The 21803-nt window shown below is 60.7% G+C and carries 23 protein-coding genes; 5 read left to right on the forward strand and 18 right to left on the reverse strand.

Annotated elements, in window-relative coordinates; all coding sequences use genetic code 11:
• From nudB to IV091_RS06985, 11 genes are all read right to left on the reverse strand, one after another.
• The coding region (nudB, locus tag IV091_RS06935; protein ID WP_293466887.1) for a dihydroneopterin triphosphate diphosphatase at positions 1-265 on the reverse strand (265 nt) is incomplete at its 3' end.
• Positions 266-300: 35 nt separating this feature from the next.
• Positions 301-2091, reverse strand: a complete 1791-nt coding sequence (gene aspS, locus IV091_RS06940; RefSeq protein ID WP_293466890.1) for an aspartate--tRNA ligase — start codon at positions 2089-2091, stop codon at positions 301-303.
• Positions 2092-2172: 81 nt separating this feature from the next.
• The gene (locus IV091_RS06945) at positions 2173-2802 is read right to left on the reverse strand and encodes a DUF502 domain-containing protein (RefSeq protein WP_293466893.1); all 630 of its coding nucleotides are present in this window, start codon (positions 2800-2802) and stop codon (positions 2173-2175) included.
• Positions 2803-2804: 2 nt separating this feature from the next.
• Positions 2805-3170, reverse strand: coding sequence for an FmdB family zinc ribbon protein (locus IV091_RS06950; protein ID WP_293466896.1), 366 nt, complete (start codon positions 3168-3170; stop codon positions 2805-2807).
• Between the two features lie 97 nt (positions 3171-3267).
• Positions 3268-4821, reverse strand: coding sequence for a ubiquinone biosynthesis regulatory protein kinase UbiB (ubiB, locus tag IV091_RS06955; RefSeq protein WP_293466898.1), 1554 nt, complete (start codon positions 4819-4821; stop codon positions 3268-3270).
• Positions 4818-5477, reverse strand: a complete 660-nt coding sequence (locus IV091_RS06960) for a hypothetical protein (protein WP_293466901.1) — start codon at positions 5475-5477, stop codon at positions 4818-4820. Before IV091_RS06960 ends, ubiB begins: the two co-directional genes overlap by 4 nt.
• Before the next feature lie 143 nt (positions 5478-5620).
• Positions 5621-6592: a TIM44-like domain-containing protein gene (locus IV091_RS06965; protein ID WP_293466904.1), complete on the reverse strand. Its 972-nt coding sequence runs from the start codon at positions 6590-6592 to the stop codon at positions 5621-5623.
• Between the two features lie 20 nt (positions 6593-6612).
• Entirely contained in the window at positions 6613-7344 is a 732-nt protein-coding gene (gene ubiE / locus IV091_RS06970; RefSeq protein ID WP_293466907.1) for a bifunctional demethylmenaquinone methyltransferase/2-methoxy-6-polyprenyl-1,4-benzoquinol methylase UbiE, read from the reverse strand.
• 154 nt (positions 7345-7498) lie between these two features.
• Positions 7499-7912 (reverse strand): DUF971 domain-containing protein, encoded by a 414-nt coding sequence (locus IV091_RS06975; protein ID WP_293466909.1) that lies wholly within the window; start codon positions 7910-7912, stop codon positions 7499-7501.
• A gap of 41 nt (positions 7913-7953) precedes the next feature.
• Positions 7954-8382 (reverse strand): HIT family protein, encoded by a 429-nt coding sequence (locus IV091_RS06980; RefSeq protein WP_293466912.1) that lies wholly within the window; start codon positions 8380-8382, stop codon positions 7954-7956.
• A 6-nt stretch (positions 8383-8388) separates the two neighbouring features.
• The gene (locus tag IV091_RS06985) at positions 8389-12291 is read right to left on the reverse strand and encodes an FAD/FMN-binding oxidoreductase (protein WP_293466915.1); all 3903 of its coding nucleotides are present in this window, start codon (positions 12289-12291) and stop codon (positions 8389-8391) included.
• 108 nt (positions 12292-12399) lie between these two features.
• On the opposite strand from IV091_RS06985, the gene ugpQ reads away from it, so the two are divergent.
• On the forward strand, positions 12400-13194 hold the full coding sequence (ugpQ, locus tag IV091_RS06990) for a glycerophosphodiester phosphodiesterase (RefSeq protein ID WP_293466918.1): 795 nt from the start codon (positions 12400-12402) through the stop codon (positions 13192-13194).
• Positions 13195-13281: 87 nt separating this feature from the next.
• Here the strand turns inward: ugpQ and IV091_RS06995 are convergent, their stop codons facing one another.
• Positions 13282-13572, reverse strand: a complete 291-nt coding sequence (locus IV091_RS06995) for a hypothetical protein (RefSeq protein ID WP_293466921.1) — start codon at positions 13570-13572, stop codon at positions 13282-13284.
• A 127-nt stretch (positions 13573-13699) separates the two neighbouring features.
• On the opposite strand from IV091_RS06995, the gene hemA reads away from it, so the two are divergent.
• The 4 genes from hemA to grxD all read left to right on the forward strand — a co-directional run bounded on the left by hemA (position 13700) and on the right by grxD (position 17606).
• Positions 13700-14980, forward strand: coding sequence for a glutamyl-tRNA reductase (gene hemA, locus IV091_RS07000; RefSeq protein ID WP_293466923.1), 1281 nt, complete (start codon positions 13700-13702; stop codon positions 14978-14980).
• Positions 14981-15095: 115 nt separating this feature from the next.
• Positions 15096-16214, forward strand: coding sequence for a peptide chain release factor 1 (prfA, locus tag IV091_RS07005; RefSeq protein ID WP_293466925.1), 1119 nt, complete (start codon positions 15096-15098; stop codon positions 16212-16214).
• A gap of 40 nt (positions 16215-16254) precedes the next feature.
• Positions 16255-17106, forward strand: a complete 852-nt coding sequence (gene prmC, locus IV091_RS07010) for a peptide chain release factor N(5)-glutamine methyltransferase (RefSeq protein WP_293466927.1) — start codon at positions 16255-16257, stop codon at positions 17104-17106.
• A gap of 170 nt (positions 17107-17276) precedes the next feature.
• On the forward strand, positions 17277-17606 hold the full coding sequence (gene grxD, locus IV091_RS07015; protein WP_293466929.1) for a Grx4 family monothiol glutaredoxin: 330 nt from the start codon (positions 17277-17279) through the stop codon (positions 17604-17606).
• A 63-nt stretch (positions 17607-17669) separates the two neighbouring features.
• Here grxD and IV091_RS07020 read toward each other — a convergent pair whose 3' ends face one another.
• The 6 genes from IV091_RS07020 to IV091_RS07045 are packed head-to-tail and all read right to left on the reverse strand — an operon-like array spanning position 17670 to position 21768.
• A complete protein-coding gene (locus tag IV091_RS07020) occupies positions 17670-17969 on the reverse strand; it encodes a hypothetical protein (protein ID WP_293466931.1) in 300 nt (99 codons plus the stop codon).
• Between the two features lie 19 nt (positions 17970-17988).
• A complete protein-coding gene (locus IV091_RS07025; protein ID WP_293466933.1) occupies positions 17989-18228 on the reverse strand; it encodes a DNA gyrase inhibitor YacG in 240 nt (79 codons plus the stop codon).
• Between the two features lie 45 nt (positions 18229-18273).
• On the reverse strand, positions 18274-19029 hold the full coding sequence (zapD, locus tag IV091_RS07030; protein ID WP_293466935.1) for a cell division protein ZapD: 756 nt from the start codon (positions 19027-19029) through the stop codon (positions 18274-18276).
• Positions 19030-19071: 42 nt separating this feature from the next.
• Positions 19072-19692 (reverse strand): dephospho-CoA kinase, encoded by a 621-nt coding sequence (gene coaE / locus IV091_RS07035; RefSeq protein WP_293466937.1) that lies wholly within the window; start codon positions 19690-19692, stop codon positions 19072-19074.
• Positions 19693-19696: 4 nt separating this feature from the next.
• Positions 19697-20551, reverse strand: a complete 855-nt coding sequence (locus IV091_RS07040; RefSeq protein WP_293466940.1) for an A24 family peptidase — start codon at positions 20549-20551, stop codon at positions 19697-19699.
• Complete coding sequence (locus IV091_RS07045) at positions 20551-21768, reverse strand: type II secretion system F family protein (protein WP_293466942.1); 1218 nt, start codon at positions 21766-21768, stop codon at positions 20551-20553. Before IV091_RS07045 ends, IV091_RS07040 begins: the two co-directional genes overlap by 1 nt.
• Between the last annotated feature and the right edge of the window lie 35 nt (positions 21769-21803).

Consider the following 21803-nt stretch of genomic DNA (forward strand, 5'->3'; position numbering starts at 1 on the left):
GCGCGTAGCGATGACGCCACACCGGGTAGATTTCATACACATTCGACAGCCCCCAATCTCGCCACTGAACAGAAGGAGCCATCAGGCCGGTTTCTTCCGTCACCTCGCGCTGAGCCGTTTGCAGCATGGGCTCGTCCAGCGTGTCTTTGGAGCCCGTGACACTTTGCCAGAAGCCCGGATGGTCGGCGCGCTCGATCAGCAGCACATCGCGCTGGGGCGTGTAAATCACCACCAGCACTGACTCGGGGATCTTGAATGCCTTCACAAGCTATCCCCTTGTCGCGATTTAGCAGCAGCGGCTTATGCAGCTGGCTGCGGATTGCGCAGGCGGATGTGCAGTTCACGCAACTGCTTCTCATCGACCGGGCTGGGCGCATGGGTCAGCAGGCACTGGGCGCGCTGGGTCTTGGGGAAGGCAATCACGTCACGGATCGACTCGGCACCGGTCATCATGGTCACGATGCGGTCCAGGCCGAAGGCCAGGCCACCGTGCGGCGGCGCGCCGTACTGCAGGGCGTCGAGCAGGAAGCCGAACTTCTCTTGCGCTTCCTCGGGGCCAATCTTCAGCGCATTGAACACCTTGCTCTGCACCTCTGCGCGGTGGATACGAACCGATCCGCCGCCGAGTTCCCAGCCGTTGAGCACCATGTCGTAGGCCTTGGCGATGCAGCGACCGGGATCGGTGTCCATCCAGTCTTCATGGCCATCCTTGGGTGCCGTGAAGGGATGGTGCACGGCGCTCCAGCGCTGGCCGCCCTCGTCGAACTCGAACATCGGAAAATCAACCACCCACAGCGGCTTCCAGCCCTTGGTGAACAAGCCGGTCTTTTTACCGAGTTCACTGTGACCGACCTTGACGCGCAGGGCGCCAATGCTGTCGTTCACCACCTTGGCCTTGTCGGCACCAAAGAACAGCAGGTCGCCGTTCTGCGCACCGGTGCGCGTGAGGATTTCGGCAATCGCCGCATCGTGAATATTCTTGACGATAGGGCTCTGCAAGCCTTCACGGCCCTTGCTGACGTCGTTGACCTTGATCCAGGCCAGGCCCTTGGCGCCGTAGATCTTGACGAACTCGGTGTAGCCATCAATCTCGCTGCGGCTCATTTCAGCACCACCCGGCACGCGCAGGGCGACCACCCGGCCGCCGGCGGTCGTGGCGGGTGCGCTGAACACCTTGAAGTCCACGTCCGCCATGACGTCGGTCAGCTCGGTGAACTCCATGCTCACGCGCAGGTCGGGTTTGTCGGAGCCGAAGCGGTGCATGGCATCGGCATAGGCCATGACGGGGAACTCGCCCAGGTCCGTGTTCAGCACGGTCTTGAAGATGTTGCTGATCATGCCCTGGAACATGTCCCGGATTTCCTGCTCGCCCAGGAAGGACGTCTCGATATCGATCTGCGTGAACTCCGGCTGGCGGTCGGCGCGCAAATCTTCGTCGCGAAAGCACTTGGTGATCTGGTAGTAGCGGTCAAAGCCGGCCACCATCAGCAACTGCTTGAACAGCTGCGGACTTTGCGGCAGGGCAAAAAACTGGCCTTCATTGACGCGGCTGGGCACCAGGTAATCGCGTGCACCCTCGGGCGTGCTTTTGGTCAGCATCGGGGTTTCAATGTCGATGAACCCGTTGGCATCGAGGAACTTGCGGGTTTCCATCGCCACGCGGTAGCGCAGCATCAGGTTGTTTTGCATGTAGGAGCGGCGCAGGTCCAGCACGCGGTGCGTGAGGCGCGTCGTCTCGGACAGGTTGTCATCATCGAGCTGGAACGGTGGCGTGACGCTGGGGTTTAGCACGATCAGTTCATGGCACAGCACTTCGACCTTGCCGCTTTTGAGGCTGTCGTTGGTCGTGCCGTCAGGACGGGCGCGCACCAGCCCCTTGATCTGGACGCAGAACTCGTTGCGCACGCCTTCGGCGGTGGCGAACATGTCGGCGCGGTCGGGGTCGCACACCACCTGCACATAACCCTCGCGGTCACGCAGGTCAATAAAAATCACGCCGCCGTGGTCGCGCCGGCGGTTGACCCAGCCGCACAGGCTGACGCTCTGGCCCATGAGACTCTCGGTCACCAGACCGCAATAATTTGAACGCATTGGAGCAACTTGTGTTTCAGCGATAGCCATAAAAATTCTCGAACTTTCAGCGCCTGTTGCGCAGTGATGCAATCCAGCCTTTTACAGGGGCGGATTCAGTGGTGGGGCGGCAGGCCGGGAGGGAACCACGACACCCATGGAAATGACGTAGGTGAGCGCCTGGTCGACACTCATTTTGAGTTCAATGCACTCTGACCTTTTCAGCATGACGAAGTAGCCGCCCGTAGGATTGGGCGTCGTCGGGACATAGACACTCAGGTAGTCGCCATGCAGATGGTTGGCCACATCCCCACCCGGCATGCCCGTCAGAAAACCAATGGTCCAGACGCCCTCACGGGGCCACTGCACCAGCAGGGCCTTGCGAAACGCGTGGCCGTTTTCGGAGAAAAGCGTGTCGGACACCTGCTTCACGCTGGAATAGATGGAACGCACGATGGGGATTCGGCTCAGCAGCGCATTGCCCAGAAGTACCAGCCTTTTTCCCAGAAAATTGCTCGCGATGGCGCCCATCAACAACACAATCACCAGCGTGAGCAGCACGCCAAAACCAGGAATATGAAGACCGAGCAGCCGGTCTGGATGCCAGGCAACGGGCAGAATCAGCAAGGTCTGATCCAGCACGCCAACAATCCAGTCGAGTACAAACAAGGTGATCGCCAGAGGCACCAGCACCAGCAGCCCGGACAGAAGCCATCGGCGAACAGAGCTCATTATCAGGCTTTGGAGGAAGAGTCGCCGCTGCCGCCCTTGCTGGCGGGTGCGGCCGGCGTGGATGCGGGGGCTGCTGCGGTACTGGCGGGAGCCGCCGCGCTGCCGGAATCCGACGTTTTACTGTCTGAACCGCTCGCCTCTGAGGCCTTGGTATCAGCAGGCTTGGAAGTCTGTGGCTTGCTGTCGCCGCCGCGGAAATCAGTCACATACCAACCCGAGCCCTTGAGCTGAAAGCCGGCTGCCGTCACCTGTTTTTTGAAGCTGGCGGCGCCGCATTGCGGGCAATCGGTCAGGGGCGCATCCGACATTTTTTGCAAAACGTCCTTGGCAAACCCGCAGGACTCGCATTTATAGGCGTAAATAGGCATAGTGCTAGAGGTTTTGTACGGGGAGTTTGCGCCCGCAACATGCGGGACTACGCAAAACCAAACATTATAGAGCTTGACCCCGGCCGTCAGCCTGGCTTCAAAATACCCGTATCCTGAGCACCACCTGCATCACCATCAGCCCCAACACAAATCCCAATCCGCCATAAATCAGGCCTTGCAGCAGTTTATTGGTCCGCTTTTGCTCGGCCAGCAATTCGTCAAGTTCACGACGGTGGATGCCTGGCGGCGATTTCAGGTACTGTGTCAGCAAACGCGGCAAGCCAGGCAACAGCTTGGCGTAGGTGGGCGCTTCGGCCTTGAGTTGGGCCAGAAGCTTTTCGGGGCCCACCTGCTCCATCATCCACCGCTCCAGAAACGGCTTGGCCGTGCTCCAGAGGTCCAGGTCGGGGTCCAGTTCCCGTCCCAGGCCTTCAATGTTGAGCAGGGTTTTTTGCAGCAGCACCAGTTGTGGCTGGATTTCCACCTGAAAACGGCGCGAGGTCTGAAACAGCCGCATCAGCACCATCCCAAGCGACAGCTCCTTGAGGGGACGGTCGAAATAGGGCTCGCAGCAGGCGCGGATGGCGGCCTCGAGTTCGTCCACCCGGGTTTTGCCCGGCACCCAGCCCGACTCGATATGCAGTTCGGCCACGCGCTTGTAGTCGCGCTGGAAGAAAGCACTGAAATTTTGCGCCAGGTACTCTTTGTCAACCTCGGTCAGGGTACCGACAATCCCGAAATCAAGCGAGATATAACGTCCGAACGTGGCGGGTTCCAGGCTGACCTGAATATTGCCCGGATGCATGTCGGCATGAAAAAAACCATCACGAAACACCTGCGTGAAGAAAATGGTCACGCCATCGCGCGCCAGCTTTTTCATGTCGACGCCCGCATCCCGAAGGCGCTGCGTCTGGCCGATGGGAACGCCTTTCATGCGCTGCATCACCATGACATCGGGCATGCAGTAGTCCCAGTACATCTCGGGAATCATCACGAGATTGAGGCTTTGCATGTTGCGGCGCAACTGCGCTGCGTTGGACGCCTCGCGCACCAGGTCAAGCTCGTCATGCAGGTACTTGTCAAACTCCGCCACGACTTCGCGCGGTTTGAGGCGTTTGCCGTCGGCCGATGCGCTTTCCAGCCAGCCAGCCATCATGCGCATCAGCGCCAGGTCTTTTTCAATCGCAGGCCGCATGTTGGGCCGCAACACCTTGACCGCGACCTCACGCCCATCGGGCAGCGTGGCAAAGTGAACCTGGGCAATCGACGCGCTGGCCACAGGCTTGTGTTCGAATGTTGCAAAAATACGGTCCAGCGGCCGGCCAAAGGCCTTTTCAATGATGGCCACTGCAACGACAGAGTCAAAGGGCGGCACACGGTCCTGAAGCCGTGCCAGCTCGTCCGCGATATCGGACGGCAGCAAGTCCCGGCGCGTGGACATCACCTGCCCGAACTTGACGAAAATCGGTCCCAGCCGTTCAAGCGCCTCGCGAAGACGCTCGCCACGCGGCGCCTTCAGGTTTCGCCCCATGGAGACAACGCGGGTCAGCAGGCGAATCCAGGGTTTTTCAAAGCTGGACAGCACCAGTTCATCAAGACCGAAGCGCAATACCGTCCAGACGATGAACACGCCCCTGGAAATCCGGCTCATGCAGAGGCCTTCGTAGTGGAACTTGCCCCAACGCTTGTCGCTTCGCGCACTGCGCTGCCCCCCGAGGGTGCGGAACTTGCCTGGGGCGGCCCGTCGCTGCGTTCGGGCGCCGGGCTTGAAAACGAGGACGAGGGCGATGACTGGGAAAGTGGTCCCTGGGCCAGGAACTGCTTCAGGCCGGTCAGCAAACGCCCCGCCACATCGGCCAGCGCATGGGCGGGCGCGTCACCAATCAGTCGGGACAAATCTTCTTCCGCATCCCAGCGAAGGTTTTCCGCCAGCCAGCCCAATTCGGCGGCCAATTGCACATCGCCGTCAATCTTGACGGGAGGGGGTTTGCCGGCCAACACCGACTGCACGATCACAAGAGGGGAAGCGGTGGCCACGGAAAGCAGTAAATCCGGCTTGGTGGCGGCTGGCGCACGGTCTACAAGGCCGGCCGGCGTGACGACCAGATACAGCGTGAACAGCCCCCACTGAATGTGAACCACGCGGCCTTTTTGACGTAAGAGCCTGTCTTGGGCCTGCTTTTCCTGCATCAAGACATGGTTTAGAAACAGCACGAGGCGCTGCTGTCCCTCATCCACCACCCAGGCGGGGGGCTGAAAACGGCCGGCGATGGACTCCAGGGAGGGAAAAGGGGACGAGTTATTCATAAGTCCCCGATTTTGCAGGATAAAAAAGCCTTCGCTGGCGCAGACCCCTCACTTCCCTGTCACTTTGTGGGCTTCACCATCACGCAAAAACCATTTGCGCGCCAGCAAGGAGGCGGCAGCCTCCACCGCCAGCCGCGATCAAGTTACTGCAGCGCCTGCACGCCGGCCACCAGCCAGCCGCCACTGCCAGTCCGGGGCTTGGTCATGTTCCAGACTTCGCGGAAAGGGCTGGCGCCGGAATCGTCTTCACGGATCATTCCGGAGAACTCCACGCTGGCCATGTAAACGTCATCCAGTTCTTCAATGCCCAGCAACTGGGCATCAATCATCACGACCTCGGTTTTGTTGGGCACGCCGCCGGTATGCGACTCGCGGTCCGCCAACTGCGTTTTGATCTGCGCCAGCATGTCGTCCGTCATCATGGCGCGCAAGCTCTGGAGGTCGGAGCGGTCCCAGGCGTCTTGCAGCGTCACGAAATTGGCTTTGCACGCCTTGAGAAAGCCCTCGGTATCAAACCCTGCAGGCACGCCCCAAGTCTGGGCTCCCAGCAATGCCGACCCGATGACGGATCCTCCCGCGGAGGCGGCGGATTCGTTCTTGTTGGCATCAAACGCCATGCTGCTGCGCTCCCACGGGCGGGCTGACGCGTCATTGCCTACATTTGCAGGGCTGTAGCTCCTGGGTGTATCGGCACTTCCTGCGCCTTGAAAAGCAAAAGGCGGCTGGGTGCGTGTTGCAGCGGCACTGTTTGCCGCCCCGCCCTTGAGCTTGCGCATGACAAAACCAATGACCACCATGATCACCAGCGCCAGCAAGGCAAACATGATGATCTGCCCAAAAGCGCCACCCAGACCCAGTGACGAGGCCAGCCAGGCCAGCCCCAGACCTGCAGCCAGGCCGCCGAGCATCGCGCCCCAAGGTTTCTTGGGCGCTGCAGCAGCACCGGCTGCTGGCGCTGCGTTCTGGGTTGGCGGCGTCGCCTGACGCGGCGTCACATTGGTCGATTGCCGGCCAATCGAGCTGCCGCCCCCCATGCGTTTGGCTTCTGCGGGCGAACCCGCCAAAAGCATGCCTGCTGTCAATACGACAGCCAAAATTCCAGACCAAAGTTTCATAACGTCTCCTCTAGTTAAATTCAACACTTGATTCCAACATGCAACGCCACTACGCCGCCCGCCATGTTGTGATAGTCCACATGGCCAAAACCACTATTACGCATAAGGGCTTTCAGCTCCTCCTGCCCCGGATGCATGCGAATCGACTCGGCCAGGTACTGGTAGCTGGAGTCGTCGTTGGCCACCAGTTTGCCAATTCGGGGTAATACCTTGAAGGAATACCAGTCATAAATCTTCTCCAGCGGCTTGGCCACTTTGGAAAACTCTAGCACCAGCAGCTTGCCGCCAGGCTTGAGCACACGGTTCATTTCGCGCAGCGCATCTTCCTTGTGCGTCATGTTGCGCAGCCCGAAAGCCACCGTAACCAGGTCAAAACTGGCATCGGGAAACGGCAATTTCTCCGCATCACACACCAGCGTCGGCAGGCTCACACCGGCATCCAGCAACCGGTTGCGCCCTTCCCTGAGCATGGCTTCGTTGATGTCGGTGTGCACCACACGCCCGCTGGCACCCACCTTGGGCGCAAACGCCAGCGACAAGTCCCCCGTGCCGCCCGCGATATCCAGCACCTGCTGGCCTTCCTTGACGTTGGCCACCAGCACGGTGTAGGCCTTCCAGGCCCGGTGCAAGCCCATCGACATCAAATCGTTCATGACGTCGTACTTTGGGGCCACGGAGTCGAACACACCGCGCACGCGGCGCGCCTTGTCCTGCTCGTCAACAGATTCAAAGCCGAAATGGGTTTTGGTCATAAATTGGATGCTAGAGGGCAAAGCCCGGATTGATTACGACACCCCTGTAAAGATACAGGGTATTGCCGAATTTTATGGTTGAAAACAACACTGGCCGTGCGCTGCGTCAACTCGCCTGAAGCGGCGAATGCAGGGGGGCGCTTTCGGGGAATTGTCAGTGACTGCCGCAGGCATGCGCGCTTGCGACAACCATGGGCGCATCACGGTTCTGGCCGGCCGCCTCAAGCCGGCGCGTGTAGTCGTCCCACAAGCGGCTTTGCTCCGACCCCAGAAAATACAGGTAGTCCCAGGAAAAGATGCCGCTTTCATGGCCATCAGAGAAAACCGGCTTGACCGCGTAGTTGCCGGTAGGCTCCAGTTCCACCACATTCACCTCGCGCTTGCCGGTCTGCAACACCTCTTGCCCCGGGCCATGTCCCTGCACCTCTGCAGACGGCGAGTACACGCGCATCAGCTCAAACGGAATACGGAACTGAGCGCCGTCCGAAAAAGCGATTTCAAGAATACGCGACTGGTTGTGAAGCGTCAGTGCCGTGGGCGTCGGTGCGCCTGCTTGAAGACCTGCCATGGTGATACATCACTTTCTGAAAAATTAAAGGTTCGAGGGCGTCAGCGCGCCAGTTCGTCAGCGATCAGGCGGTTGACATCCCGGCAGCGCGCTGCGAGGGACGCCAGCTTTTCCGCGTCCAGCGGTCGCTGCGGCCCGCCCCAGACCGGCGCCGGAAAGTGGCTGTCCCAGTCGAAGCGGGCAATCACATGCCAATGCAGGTGGGGCACCATATTGCCCAGCGCTGCCAGGTTGATCTTGGTGGGCTGTAATTCGGCGCGCAGCACCCGCTCCACCGCCACGACGGCATTCATGCAGGTGCCGCGCTCCGCCGGCGAAAGATCGGAAAACTCGGCCACATGCTGGGTCCACACCACGCGGTAAAAGGCAGGGAAACCCGCCTCGCTGGCCTGAATGACGCGCAGCAGCCCGTCCCGGAACACCAGCAGGCCACCGTCGGTCTCGCACAGGGGGCAGTCGCTGGCGTTCATGGCCACTTACACCAGAACCCGTTCGATCCCACCCTGGTTGGCCGCTTCCACATACTCCGGCAGCCATTGCTTGCCCAGAATCTGGTTGGCCATTTCGACCACGATGTAATCGGCTTCGAGCAAGCCATTCTTCATGTCATCGCCGTAGCGCGACAGGCCCTGCAGGCAGCTCGGGCAGCTGGTCAGTATCTTGACGTTTTCCTGCTCGCCCAAGGCGCCCGACGCCCGTAGCGCGACTTCGCCCTTTTTCAGCTCCTCTTCCTTGCGAAAGCGGATCTGGGTCGAAATATCGGGCCGCGTCACGCCCAGCGTCCCGGACTCGCCGCAGCAGCGCTCGTTCTTGAGCACGTTGTCGCCAAGCAAGGCCTTGACGGTCTTCATCGGCTCCTGAAGCTTCATCGGGCTGTGGCAGGGATCGTGGTAAAGATAGCCCTTGCCCGGCTCGTCGGTGCGCAGCGTGATGCCCTTTTCCAGCAGGTACTCGTGAATATCGATGATCCGGCTACCCGGGAAAATCTTGTCGAATTCATAGCCCTGGAGCTGGTCGTAGCAGGTGCCGCAACTGACCACCACGGTCTTGATATCGAGGTAATTGAGGGTGTTGGCGACACGGTGGAACAGCACGCGGTTGTCGGTGATGATCTTGTCGGCCTTGTCCAGGTCGCCGCTGCCGCGCTGCGGATAACCGCAGCACAGGTAGCCCGGCGGCAGCACGGTCTGCACGCCGGCGTGCCAGAGCATGGCCTGCGTTGCCAGGCCGACCTGGGAAAACAGGCGCTCCGACCCGCAACCCGGGAAATAAAACACCGCTTCGGTTTCAGCCGTGGTGTTTTTCGGATGCCGGATGATGGGCACGTAATCCTTGTCCTCAATATCAAGCAAGGCACGCGCGGTTTTCTTGGGCAGGCCACCGGGCATTTTCTTGTTGATGAAGTGAATCACCTGCTCCTTGATCGGCGGCTTGCCCACAGAGGCCGGCGGCTTGGCCGTCTGCTTGCGCGCCAGGCGGCCCAGCAAGTCGTTGGCCAGGCGCTGGGCCTTGAAGCCCACGCCCACCATGGCGCTGCGCATGACCTTGATGGTTTGCGGATTGCTGGCATTGAGAAAGAACATGGCAGCCGCATTGCCCGGCCTGAAGGACTTCTGGCCCATCTTGCGCAGCAAGTTACGCATGTTCATCGACACCTGGCCAAAGTCGATATCCACAGGGCAAGGGGTCAGGCACTTGTGGCACAGCGTGCAATGGTCGGCCACATCCTCAAACTCTTCCCAGTGCTTGATGCTGATGCCGCGCCGGGTTTGCTCTTCGTACAAAAAGGCCTCCACCAGCAGCGAGGTGGCCAGGATCTTGTTGCGCGGGCTGTACAGCAGGTTGGCGCGCGGCACATGGGTGGCGCATACCGGCTTGCATTTGCCGCAGCGCAGGCAGTCTTTGACGCTGTCGGCAATCGCGCCGATGTCGCTTTGCTGCATGATCAGCGACTCGTGGCCCATCAGGCCAAAGCTCGGCGTGTAGGCATTGGTCAAATCGGCCTGCAGCCCATGATTACCGGCGGCAAGTAGCTCTGTATTTCGTAGCAACTTGCCTTTGTTAAAGCGCCCTTCCGGATCAATCCGCTGCTTGTATTCCGTGAAGGGGCGCAGTTCCTCGTCGGTCAGGAATTCGAGCTTGGTGATGCCAATGCCGTGTTCGCCGGAAATCACGCCGTCGAGCGAGCGCGCCAGCACCATGATGCGCGCGACCGCTTCATGGGCGGTTTGCAGCATTTCATAGTCGTCGCTGTTGACCGGCAGGTTGGTGTGCACATTGCCGTCGCCCGCATGCATGTGCAGGGCGGCCCATACGCGGCCCTTGAGCACGCGCTTGTGAATGGCGTTGCATTCCTCAAGAATCGGCAAAAACGCACCGCCGCTGAAGATCGCCTGCAGCCGGGCCCGAATCTGGGTTTTCCAGCTGGCGCGCAGCGTGTGGTCCTGCAACTGCGGGAACAGGGCTGGTACGTCCTGCAGCCAGCCGGCCCAGAGGGCGCGTACGTCGGCAATCATGTCCAGCGCCTGGGCGACCCGGTCTTCCAGCAACTCGGCTGACGGAATGTCGTTGGCGTCGTCCGACTTGCCCAAGGGCAGCTTGCCCTTGCGGAAGAAGGCGTCCAGCTCGTCGCACAGCCTGATCTTGTTGCGCAGGCTCAGTTCGATATTGATCTGCTCGATGCCGTCGGTGTATTCGGCCATGCGCGGCAGCGGGATCACCACGTCTTCATTGATCTTGAAGGCGTTGGTGTGGCGCGAAATGGCCGCCGTGCGCTTGCGGTCCAGCCAGAATTTCTTGCGCGCATCCGGGCTGATGGCGACAAAGCCTTCGCCGCGGCGCGAATTGGCGATGCGCACGACTTCCGAGGTCGCGCGCGCCACCGCGTCGGCGTCGTCGCCGGCGATGTCGCCGAACAACACCATTTTCGGCAGGCCGCCGTGGGTCTTGGACTTGGTCGCATAACCGACCGCCTTCAGGTAACGGTCGTCCAGGTGCTCCAGTCCGGCCAGGATGGCGCCGCCGCATTTTTGCTCGGCGAACATGAAGTCCTTGATCTCGACGATGCTGGGAACCGCGTCCTTGGCATTGCCGAAAAACTCCAGGCAGACCGTGCGGGTGTGCGCCGGCATGCGGTGCACGATCCAGCGTGCGCTGGTGATCAGGCCGTCGCAGCCTTCTTTCTGGATGCCGGGCAGGCCGCTCAAAAACTTGTCGGTGACGTCCTTGCCCAGGCCTTCCTTGCGGAAGGTCTTGCCGGGAATGTCAAGCCGCTCGGTGCGGATCGGCGTCTTGCCGTCGGCCTCAAAATAGTTCAGGTCAAAACTCGCCATCTCGGCGTCGTGGATCTTGCCCAGGTTGTGGCCCACGCGGGTCACTTCCAGCCACTGCGCGTCGGGCGTCACCATGCGCCACGACGCCAGGTTGTCCAGCGCCGTGCCCCACAGCACGGCCTTCTTGCCGCCCGCATTCATCGCAATGTTGCCACCTATGCAGGACGCCTCGGCCGAGGTCGGATCGACCGCGAACACAAAACCGCCGCGTTCCGCCGCATCGGCCACGCGCTGCGTGACGACGCCGGCCTCGGTCCAGACCGTGGCGACCGGCTGGTCCAGGCCGGGCAGCGAGACCATTTCGACCTCGGTCATGGCTTCGAGCTTTTCGGTGTTGATGACGGCCGATTTCCAGGTCAGCGGAATCGCGCCGCCGGTGTAGCCGGTGCCGCCGCCGCGCGGAACAATCGTCAGCCCCAGCTCGATGCAGGCCTTGACCAGCCCGGCCATCTCGGTTTCGGTGTCGGGCGTGAGCACCACAAACGGATATTCGACGCGCCAGTCGGTCGCGTCGGTCACATGCGACACGCGGGACAGGCCGTCGAACTTGACGTTGTCCTTCAGGGTCAGCTTGCGCAGCTTGCGCTCGGTCTGCTGACGAAGGGCGGCCATTTCCTCGAACGAGGCCGAAAAGCGGCTCACCGCGCCCCGGGCCGCTTCCAGCAAGTCGCCGACGATGGCATCGCGCTGGCTGTCGGCATCAGGCGTCCGGCGTTTTTCAACCTCGGAGAGGCGGTGCTGCAGGGCGTCCACCAGCAATTTCCGGCGCTTGGGATTCTCAAGCAAGTCATCCTGAAGATACGGGTTGCGCTGGACCACCCAGACGTCACCCAGCACCTCATACAGCATGCGCGCGGACCGCCCCGTGCGGCGCTCGTCCCGCAGCCGATTCAGAAGGTCCCAGGCCCTTGCACCCAGAAGGCGAATGACGACTTCGCGATCGGAAAAGGACGTGTAGTTGTAGGGAATCTCGCGAATGCGGGCTTCGTCTTGCTTTGCGTCATTCGCAAAAACATTTAATTCTTGTAAGGTAATAGGAGCGTTCATGATGAAAAGACAGTCGCTTCGGACCGACCTCCAGCGCTGCGGCGCTATGTTACCGCAGCCCCATCGTCAGAGCAGGCACGCTCTAATAGCCCTCATGCAAAGGCCGCCATGATGCTCAGACACCCGATACCCCCGGAAATCAACACCACGCCCTGGCCTTATCCGTTCTGGATTGCCCACCGCGGCGCCGGAACACTCGCGCCTGAAAACACGCTCGCAGCGTTCCGGCTGGGCGCGCAGTACGGCTACCGCATGTTTGAATGCGATGCCAAACTCAGTGCCGACGGCGTACCGTTTCTCATGCATGACGCCACGCTCGCACGAACGACCAATGCGCACACGCGCCTGGCGGCAGGCGCCAGCGCGGTGGGCGGCGAGCACGCCTGGTCTGCGTTGTCGCAGCTCGACGCGGGCAGCTGGCACTCAGGCGCCTACGCAGGCGAGCCCCTGGCGACGCTGGACAACGCGGCGCGCTTTTGCCTGGCGAACGGCCATGCATTGAACATAGAAATCAAACCCACACCGGGCACGGAGCGGCACACGGGCGGGGTGGTGGCCGCTCATGCAGCGCAACTCTGGCAAAGTGCTGCCCTGCCGCCGTTCCTGACCTCGTTCTCCCCCGAAGCGCTTCAGGGCGCAAGCGACGCCGCCCCCGGCCTGCCGCGCGGCCTGTTGCTGGACACGCTGCGGGACGACTGGCTGGATTCTGCGCGCGCGCTGGGCTGTGTGGCCGTGGTCTGCCACCATGCGCTATGGAACACCACCACCGTAGCCCAGGTCCAGACGGCCGGATTACGGGCCTTGAGCTATACCGTCAACGACGAAGCGGCCGCCCAGCGCCTCGTCGCGCTGGGTACGGACGGCATCATCACCGACCGGATCGATCTGTTCCGCCCCGCCTGAGCGTTGCCGACGGACGCGAGCCCGCCCGCGACTTCGTTGACTCAGGTCAAGCCAGCTGCGCGGTGCAGCCGGCGCTGTCGCCGCCCGCTATTTTTTCCAGCCACCCAGCAGCCACCACTGGCTGGTGGCCATCCCTAACACCAGACCGACGTAGGTGAGCATTTTCCCATCCCGGCCCAACAGTACCAGTCCGGCTAGCAGCAGCAGCATGCCCACTACAAAATTAATAGCTACCTGCCACCACCAGGATTTGGCCACAGGCCTTTTTGAAGAAAAAAATCCAAGAAAAAAACGCGGCAAAACCACCAACAGCAACGCCAGCAGCGCTGCAGGCGCCATGAAATTGAGCAAGTGGTTGATCAGCAGGTAAGCACTCATTGACAGCCATTCAAAAATCGACAAGAAACCCGACAAGACCCCCTGAACACCGCCTGTGAATAGGGCCGCCAAGGAGATTGACGGAGTCCGTGCCCCTTCTTGCCAACTTCAATTTTATAATCAGCACATGTCAGTCTGGGCCCTAGGGCTAAACCATCACACCGCCCCCCTCGATTTGCGTGGGCGATTCGCCTATGCCATCGACCAGATCGAGCCGACCTTGCGCGGCTTGCGCGCGTCACTGGCACGCCCCCCGGAAGCGGCGCTGCTGTCAACCTGCAACCGCACCGAGATCTACTGCGCTGGCGACCACAGCGATCTGACGCACACGATGGAGTGGCTGGCGCACAGCGGCGGCGTCTCAACCGAGCTGCTGCGCGCGCACGCCTACACCCTGCAGGGCGACCAGGCCGCACGCCACGCCTTTCGCGTGGCCAGCGGGCTGGATTCCATGGTGCTGGGCGAGCCGCAGATTCTGGGGCAGATGAAAGACGCGATGCGTGCCGCCGAGGGTGCGGGCGCCATGGGCACCACGCTTCACCAGCTGTTTCAGCGCTCTTTTGCGGTGGCCAAAGAGGTCCGCACCAGCACCGAAATTGGCGCCCACAGCATCAGCATGGCGGCGGCGGCGGTACGGCTGGCCGGCCAGCTGTTTGAAGACCTGGGCGACATCCGGGTACTGTTTGTCGGCGCAGGCGAAATGATTGACCTGGCAGCGACCCACTTTGCCGCCAAAACCCCCAAAGCCATGGCCATTGCCAACCGCACGCTGGAGCGTGGCGAAAAGCTCGCCAGCCGGTTTGGCGCCGAGGTCATGCGCCTGGGCGACTTGCCCAGCCGCCTGCACGAATTTGACGCCGTGATCAGCTGCACCGCCAGCACCCTGCCCATCATTGGCCTGGGTGCGGTGGAGCGCGCACTCAAGCTGCGCAAGCACCGTCCCATCTTCATGGTCGATCTGGCCGTGCCGCGCGACATCGAACCTGAAGTCAAGGATCTGCCCGATGTCTACCTCTACACCGTGGACGACCTGGCGCATGTGGTGCAAACCGGCAAGGACAGCCGGCAGGCCGCCGTCGCCCAGGCCGAGGTCATCATCGATGCAGGGGTGCAGAACTTCATGCACTGGCTGGGCCAGCGGGGGAGCGTTCCGCTGATCCAGCAAATCAATGCACAAGCCGACAGCTGGCGAGCCATGGAAATCGTGCGCGCCAAAAAACTGCTGGCCAAAGGCGAGCCCATTGATGCGGTGCTGGAAGCGCTGTCGCGTGGCCTCACGCAAAAAATGCTGCACGGCACACTGGCAGAACTGCATGCCGGCGACGCGCAAAGCCGCGAAGCCACCGCGCACACTGTGTCCAAGCTTTTTTTGCGCGGCCAGCTGCCCAAAGAACACAAAGAGCGTTAGCGCCGGGGCTTTTTTTCTTGCTGCCGCAGCCCCTGCTGACGGCAACCACCTTTTCTTGCCGGCCACTTCGCCAGCCTGCCCCCTTATTTTTTGGCCCTAGAAGCCCCCCTATTCCATGAAACCGTTTCTTCGCCAAACCCTGGACCGCCAGCTTTTGCGTCTGCATGAGCTGGATGCCCTGCTGTCTGCCAGCGACGTGGTCAGCGACCTGGCACGCTTTCGAGCCCTGACCCGGGAACATGCCGAAACCAGCGTGCTGGCCGATCAGTACAACCAGCTGACGAGCCGCGAAGCCGACCTGGCCAGTGCCGAGAGCATGCTGCTTGAAGCCAAAGCAGATCCCGAGATGGCAGACATGGCCGAGGAAGAGATCGCCGCCGCCAAGGCCGATATCGCCAAGCTGGACCAGGATCTGCAGTTGATGCTGATTCCCAAGGACCCGGATGACGCGCGGGCGGCGTTCATCGAGATCCGCGCCGGCACGGGCGGCGACGAATCCGCGCTGTTTGCGGGCGATCTGTTTCGGCTGTACACCCGGTATGCCGAGCGCAACCGCTGGCAGGTCGAGGTCATCAGCGAATCACAGGGCGAGCTGGGTGGCTACAAGGAAGTGGTGCTGCGCATCGACGGTCCCCCGGATGCGACGGGCGTGGGCGTCTACGGCAAGCTGCGTTTTGAGTCAGGCGGCCACCGCGTGCAGCGCGTGCCCGCGACTGAAACCCAGGGCCGCATCCACACCAGCGCCTGCACCGTGGCCGTGCTGCCCGAACCCGACGAGGCCGTGGCGATCCAGATCAACCCGGCCGACCTGCGGATTGACACCTACCGCGCCAGCGGGGCCGGCGGCCAGCACATCAACAAGACGGATTCGGCGGTACGCATCACCCACCTTCCGACCGGCATCGTGGCCGAGTGCCAGGAAGGCCGCAGCCAGCACGGCAACAAGGCCCAGGCCATGAAGGTGCTCACGGCCCGCATCCATGAAAGAGAACGCTCGGCGCAAGCCGCCAAGGACGCGGCCATGCGCAAGGGACTGATCGGCAGCGGAGACCGCAGCGACCGCATCCGAACCTACAACTTTCCGCAGGGGCGGCTGACCGACCACCGCATCAACCTGACGCTGTACAAGCTGCTGGCCATCATGGAAGGCGACCTGGACGATGTGATCACGGCGCTGCAGGTGGCGCGAGGGGCCGAGTTGCTGGCGGAACTGGAAGACTCGTCATTGCGTTGACGGCTGGCATTTGCATGCATAGAAAATTGATCATTTTAAAATGAACCACGCGACTTGCGCACAGGCCTTGCTGGCCGCCAAAACCCTGGGACTGGATCGGCTGGACGCGCAACTGCTGTTGCTGCACGCGCTCGGCAAGCCCAGCGATGCCCGCGCCTGGCTTCTGGCCCACGATACCGACTTGCTCAGTGACGAGGTCGCGCAGCGCTACCTGGCCTTGACCGTGCGCCGGGCCGGCGGCGAACCGCTGGCCTACATCGTCGGCTACAAGGAGTTTTTTGGCTTGACGCTGCAGGTGGACGCACGCGTGCTGGTGCCCCGGCCTGACACCGAAACACTGGTGCAGTGGTCGCTGGACCTGCTCCAAGCGCCCGGCATGCCGCCTGTCACTCAGGTTCTTGACCTGGGCACTGGCAGCGGCGCGGTTGCGCTGGCGATTGCGCACAGCATGCGGGCTACAGGCCGCCAGGGCAAGGTCGTCGCCGTGGACGCGAGCACTGGCGCGCTAAGCGTTGCCCGTGGCAATGCGCAACAACTAGAACTGGACCTGACATTCATCCAGAGCAGCTGGCTGCAGGAAGTGAGTGGATACTTTCACCTGATTGCCAGTAATCCGCCCTACATCGCCAGTGTCGACCCCCATCTGGCCGCCTTGGCGCACGAGCCGCTGGAGGCTCTCACCGCAGGCATGGACGGCCTGGACGACCTCCGGCAAATTACCCGCCAAGCGCCCGGGCATCTGCACCCGGGCGGCTGGCTCTTGCTGGAGCACGGTTACGACCAGGCCGATGCGGTTCGTCAGTTGCTGGCAGAACAGGGATTTATTCAGGTCCAAAGCCGCCGGGATCTGGCGGGCATTGAACGCTGCTCGGGTGGACAATGGCCTGCTTGACGGCCGAACAAGAACCGAATCAGCGACAGCCCCAGCCCAGCACCGGCCATCAAACGGCGACATAATAAGTTGATTAATGTGGTTTGCAGCCTCCATGTACAGAAAATGGACCGCTCAAAACCTTTTCCACCCGATATGGCCCCCTTCGGCCCCACCTGAAAGACTTCACCATGAGCAACACCGCACCCACGCAGCAACGCATTGAGCAGATCGTCAAATCGAGCGAAGTCGTTCTCTTCATGAAGGGAACCGCCCAATTCCCGATGTGCGGTTTTTCGGGACGCGCCATTCAACTGCTCAAAGCCTGCGGCGTCAGCAAGCCCGCCACAGTGAACGTGCTGGAAGACGAGGAAATCCGTCACGGCATCAAGGAATACAGCAACTGGCCCACCATCCCCCAGCTTTACGTCAAGGGGGAGTTTGTGGGCGGCTCCGACATCATGATGGAAATGTACGAGAGCGGTGAGCTCCAGCAGGTGCTGGGCACGCCCGCTGCCTGAGATCCGAAACTTGAAAGCCCCGCTTGGGGCCTATTTCCCGGCTGATGACCCGACGCTTACCGCTTAACGCGTGTAGCCTGCGCAGGCACCGGCATTCACCCCGCCCTTGCATTCGCGCTTCAGGCGGGCGTTGCGCTCGCCAGTTGTTTCCTCGGAGCCCCTCAGGAACGTCACCTTGCCAACCTGCCCTTTGCGGGCATCGGTAGCGGTCTTTGTCTTGGCTTTGGCTTTTGCAGGTTGGCCCATGGGTTCTGCCGACAGTGCGTGGGGGCTACCCAACACCAAGGCAAGCACTGCAAACAAGACCATGGCCGGCCGGATAAACGAAGACTTCATTTCTGTCTCTCCCTGCATTGAATACATGGCGAATCCTCCGGCTTGGTCAATCCGGCTTGGACCCGGGCTGACGCACTTTCGGATCGCCGTAGGGTTCGTCATCGGGAGGCGCATCAGCAGGCAAGCGAAAGTCTTCACTGGCCCAAGCGCCAAAATCGATATTTTTGCAGCGTTCACTGCAAAAGGGGCGAAAAGGATTGCTTGGCGCGTAAATGCTTTTCCCGCCGCAACCAGGGCACACCACGATCTTGGTCTTGGCGGGCAAAGGGGATTTATCGTTGTTCATGGCGGTCAGGCTCTTCTGCAGCGCAGGACAAGTCAGGCTTGGTACTCAGGCACAAAGCGTCAACTCAAACGCTGAATTATCGCTACTCGCGTGCAGCCGGTCATCGCTTTCATGGCGCATGAGGCGAACTGACACCATCAGGCGGTTGCCGCTAATTTCCGGAATCAGACCCAACGCGGGATTGATGCGCAGCCGCAGCAGCTGAAAAGTGCGGCCTTGCGGCAGCGTCTGCTGGTACTGACCGACTGGCGCCACCACTTTTTGCGGTGCGCCGGAATCGCGCAACAGCCCCAACAAAACACGTATGGATTCCGCCAACGGCACCAGGGGAACAACCCAGCGCTGCAGGTCTTGCTGGCGCGTGGCCGCTGGCAGCTGCTGCCACGCGTAGTAAGCCGGCAAATCAAACTCGCAGGTTCCGCCTGGAATGCCCACGCGGCTCCGAATGCTCATGAGCCAATCATTCTCAGTCAATGACTGCCCGGCTTTGCCCGGGAGATTGCTCAAGGCTAAAAAACAGACTTCCAGCTGACCCGTCACCTTGTCAAGCACAGACTCTGAAATTGCGGGGTTGCCACGGTAGCCATTAAGGACATGTTTCTGCTTTTCGAGGTCTTTCAGCACATCCGTTTTTAAATCGACCCGACTGCCCACATCCATGATCTCAAAAATGGTCGTGATGGCGTAGTGGTGATCCGTCGGACTCTCCCGATCGACCAGCTCACCCAAACGGCGAAACAGATGCTCGAGCCGCAAGTAGGTGCGTATGCGTTCGTTGAAAGGATATTCGTAAAGAATCACAGTGCTAATTTCGTCAGCTTCATGGAAGATGTTTAACCAGCATCATAGCCCGAAGTGCAGACCAAGCTGACGCACCAGCACGGCCAGTGCATCGAGTGATAAGCCATCGTTAAATATGCAACTGTCGGCCGCCGCCAGCCTTTGCGCGCGACTGGCTTGTCCTGCCATGATTTTTTCAACGACCTCTTGCGACCAGCCATTTCGGGCCATGACCCGGGCGATCTGGGTGGCTTCCATGCAGTCGACAACCAGCACATGGTCGACCTGCTGCCGCCAGCGCCCGGACTCCACCAGCAACGGAACATCAAAGACGATGCAGCCCCCTTCGCCCTTGGCCACCGTCACGGCTTGCTCGGACTGGCGCATCACTTCCTGGCCTACCAAGGGGTGGATGATGGCCTCCAGCCTGCGTCTGAGAGAAGGATCACTGAAGGCAAGCTGCCGCATCCGGTCACGGTCCATCGCGCCATCGGCCGTGATGAGATCGTCACCAAACTGCCTTGCAATCTCTTGAAGTGCCAACCCACCCGGCGCCGTGACCTGCCTGGAAATAGCATCGGCATCAATCAGCGTGGCGCCGCTGGCCACGAGGACGCTGGCTACGGTGCTTTTCCCGCTGCCTATGCCGCCAGTCAGGCCTATGCGCAGGATGGGCGGCTGCATCAGCCTATAGACCTGCGAACTTCAGGATGGATTGCGGCCCGAAAATCATGGCGGTGAAACCCGCTCCAGCCAGAAAGGGACCAAACGGCACATAGCCACCTTCCCGCAAACCACCGAAGAATTTCATCGCAATCCCAATGATGGCACCGATCACCGAAGCCATCAGAATCATGGGAACCAGTGCGGGCCAGCCAAACCAGGCCCCCAGCGCCGCAAACAGCTTGAAGTCGCCATAACCCATGCCCTCCTTGCCGGTTGCCAGCTTGAAAGCCCAGTACACCCCCCACAAGGAAAGATAACCGGCCACCACGCCCCAGAGGGCCGTGGGCAAATCGACTGCAGGGTTCCACTGCAACGCCGCCGCAATCAGTCCGCCCCACAGCAAGGGCAAGGTGATGTCGTCAGGCAGCAAGGTGGTGTCCCAGTCAATCACCGCCAGCGCCAGCAGCGCCGCAGAAAACCCGCACCAGATCAGCGCCGTCGGCGTTGCGCCCCAGCGCCAGGCACAAAAGAAAAACAGGCCGCCCGTGACGACTTCAACCAGCGGATAGCGCACACCATAAGGCGTTGCGCATGCCGAACACTTGCCCCGCAGGAAAAGGTAGCTGAACACGGGAATGTTTTCATACCAGCGGATCAGGTGGCCGCAACTGGAACATCGCGAACGCGGCGTCAGCAGGTTGAACTTTTCAGCCTGCGCCAAGGAGATGCCGCCCAGCTCGGAACATTCCTCTGCCCACTGTCGCTCCATCATTTTTGGCACACGGTAAATGACGACGTTCAGGAAGCTGCCAATCAGCAAGCCAAAAATTCCGGCCAGCACGGCGACAAGCCCAGGCCCCAGGTCCAGCAGCGTCATCAAACGACCTGACCCAGTTTGAAGATGGGCAGGTACATCGAAACCACAATGCCGCCAATCAGCGTGCCCAGAAACACAATGATGATGGGCTCCATCAGGCTGGACAGGCCAGCGACCATTTCATCGACTTCGGCTTCATAAAAATCGGCCGCCTTGCCCAGCATATGGTCCACCGAGCCCGCCTCCTCGCCAATCGCGCACATCTGCAGCACCATGGTGGGAAACAGGTTGGCATTGGTCATGGCAGCCGTCAGGCTGGTGCCAGTCGAGACTTCCTGCTGGATTTTTTCGGTCGCATCGGCATACAGTGAATTGCCTGATGCGCCGCCGACGGAGTCGAGTGCTTCGACCAGCGGCACGCCGGCCGCAAACATGGTCGACAAGGTACGGGTCCAGCGGGCAATGACGGACTTTTCTATCAAGGCGCCGAACACCGGCATTTTCAGCAGCAGCCGGTCCATGACTTTCTGCATTTTTTCACTGCGCTTCCAGGCCTGCATGAAAAAATAAAGACTTCCGCCAATACCGCCAAAAATCAGCCACCAGTAAGACACAAAAAATTCGCTGATGGCAATCACGAACAAGGTGGGTGCCGGCAAATCTGCACCGAAGGAGGAGAAAACCTCTTTAAACGCAGGAATCACGAAAATCATGATCACCGCCACCACCACGAAGGCCACCACGACAACGGAAATCGGATACATCAAGGCTGACTTGATTTTTGATTTGATGGCTTCGGTCTTTTCCATATAGACCGCCAGACGGTCCAGCAAGGACTCCAGGATACCGGCCGCTTCGCCCGCCTCGACCAGATTGCAATAAAGCGTATTGAAATACATCGGGTACTTGCGAAAAGCCGCACTCAGGGAGGTCCCGGTCTCGACGTCAGTCCGCACGTCGTTAAGCAGTTTCGTGACACTGACGTTAGGGTTGCCTCGGCCCACAATGTCAAAAGACTGCAGCAAGGGCACGCCGGCCTTCATCATGGTGGCGAGCTGGCGGGTAAAGATGGCAATGTCACGGGGTTTGATGGACTTACCGGCGCGCATGCGGCGTTTTTTGATTTTGCTAGGCAATACGCCCTGCCGACGCAAAGACGACTTGACCTGGCTCTCGCCAGCCGCACGGATTTCGCCGCGTACCTGCTTGCCCCCCCTGTCCTTGCCTTCCCACTCAAAAACAAATTCCTTGATGCCTTTGGATACTGCAGTTGCCATAGTGTCTTCTCGTTTAATGAGGGCCTTCAGCCCAT

The sequence above is a fragment of the Polaromonas sp. genome (assembly GCF_018780625.1).
GTDB lineage: Bacteria > Pseudomonadota > Gammaproteobacteria > Burkholderiales > Burkholderiaceae_C > Polaromonas.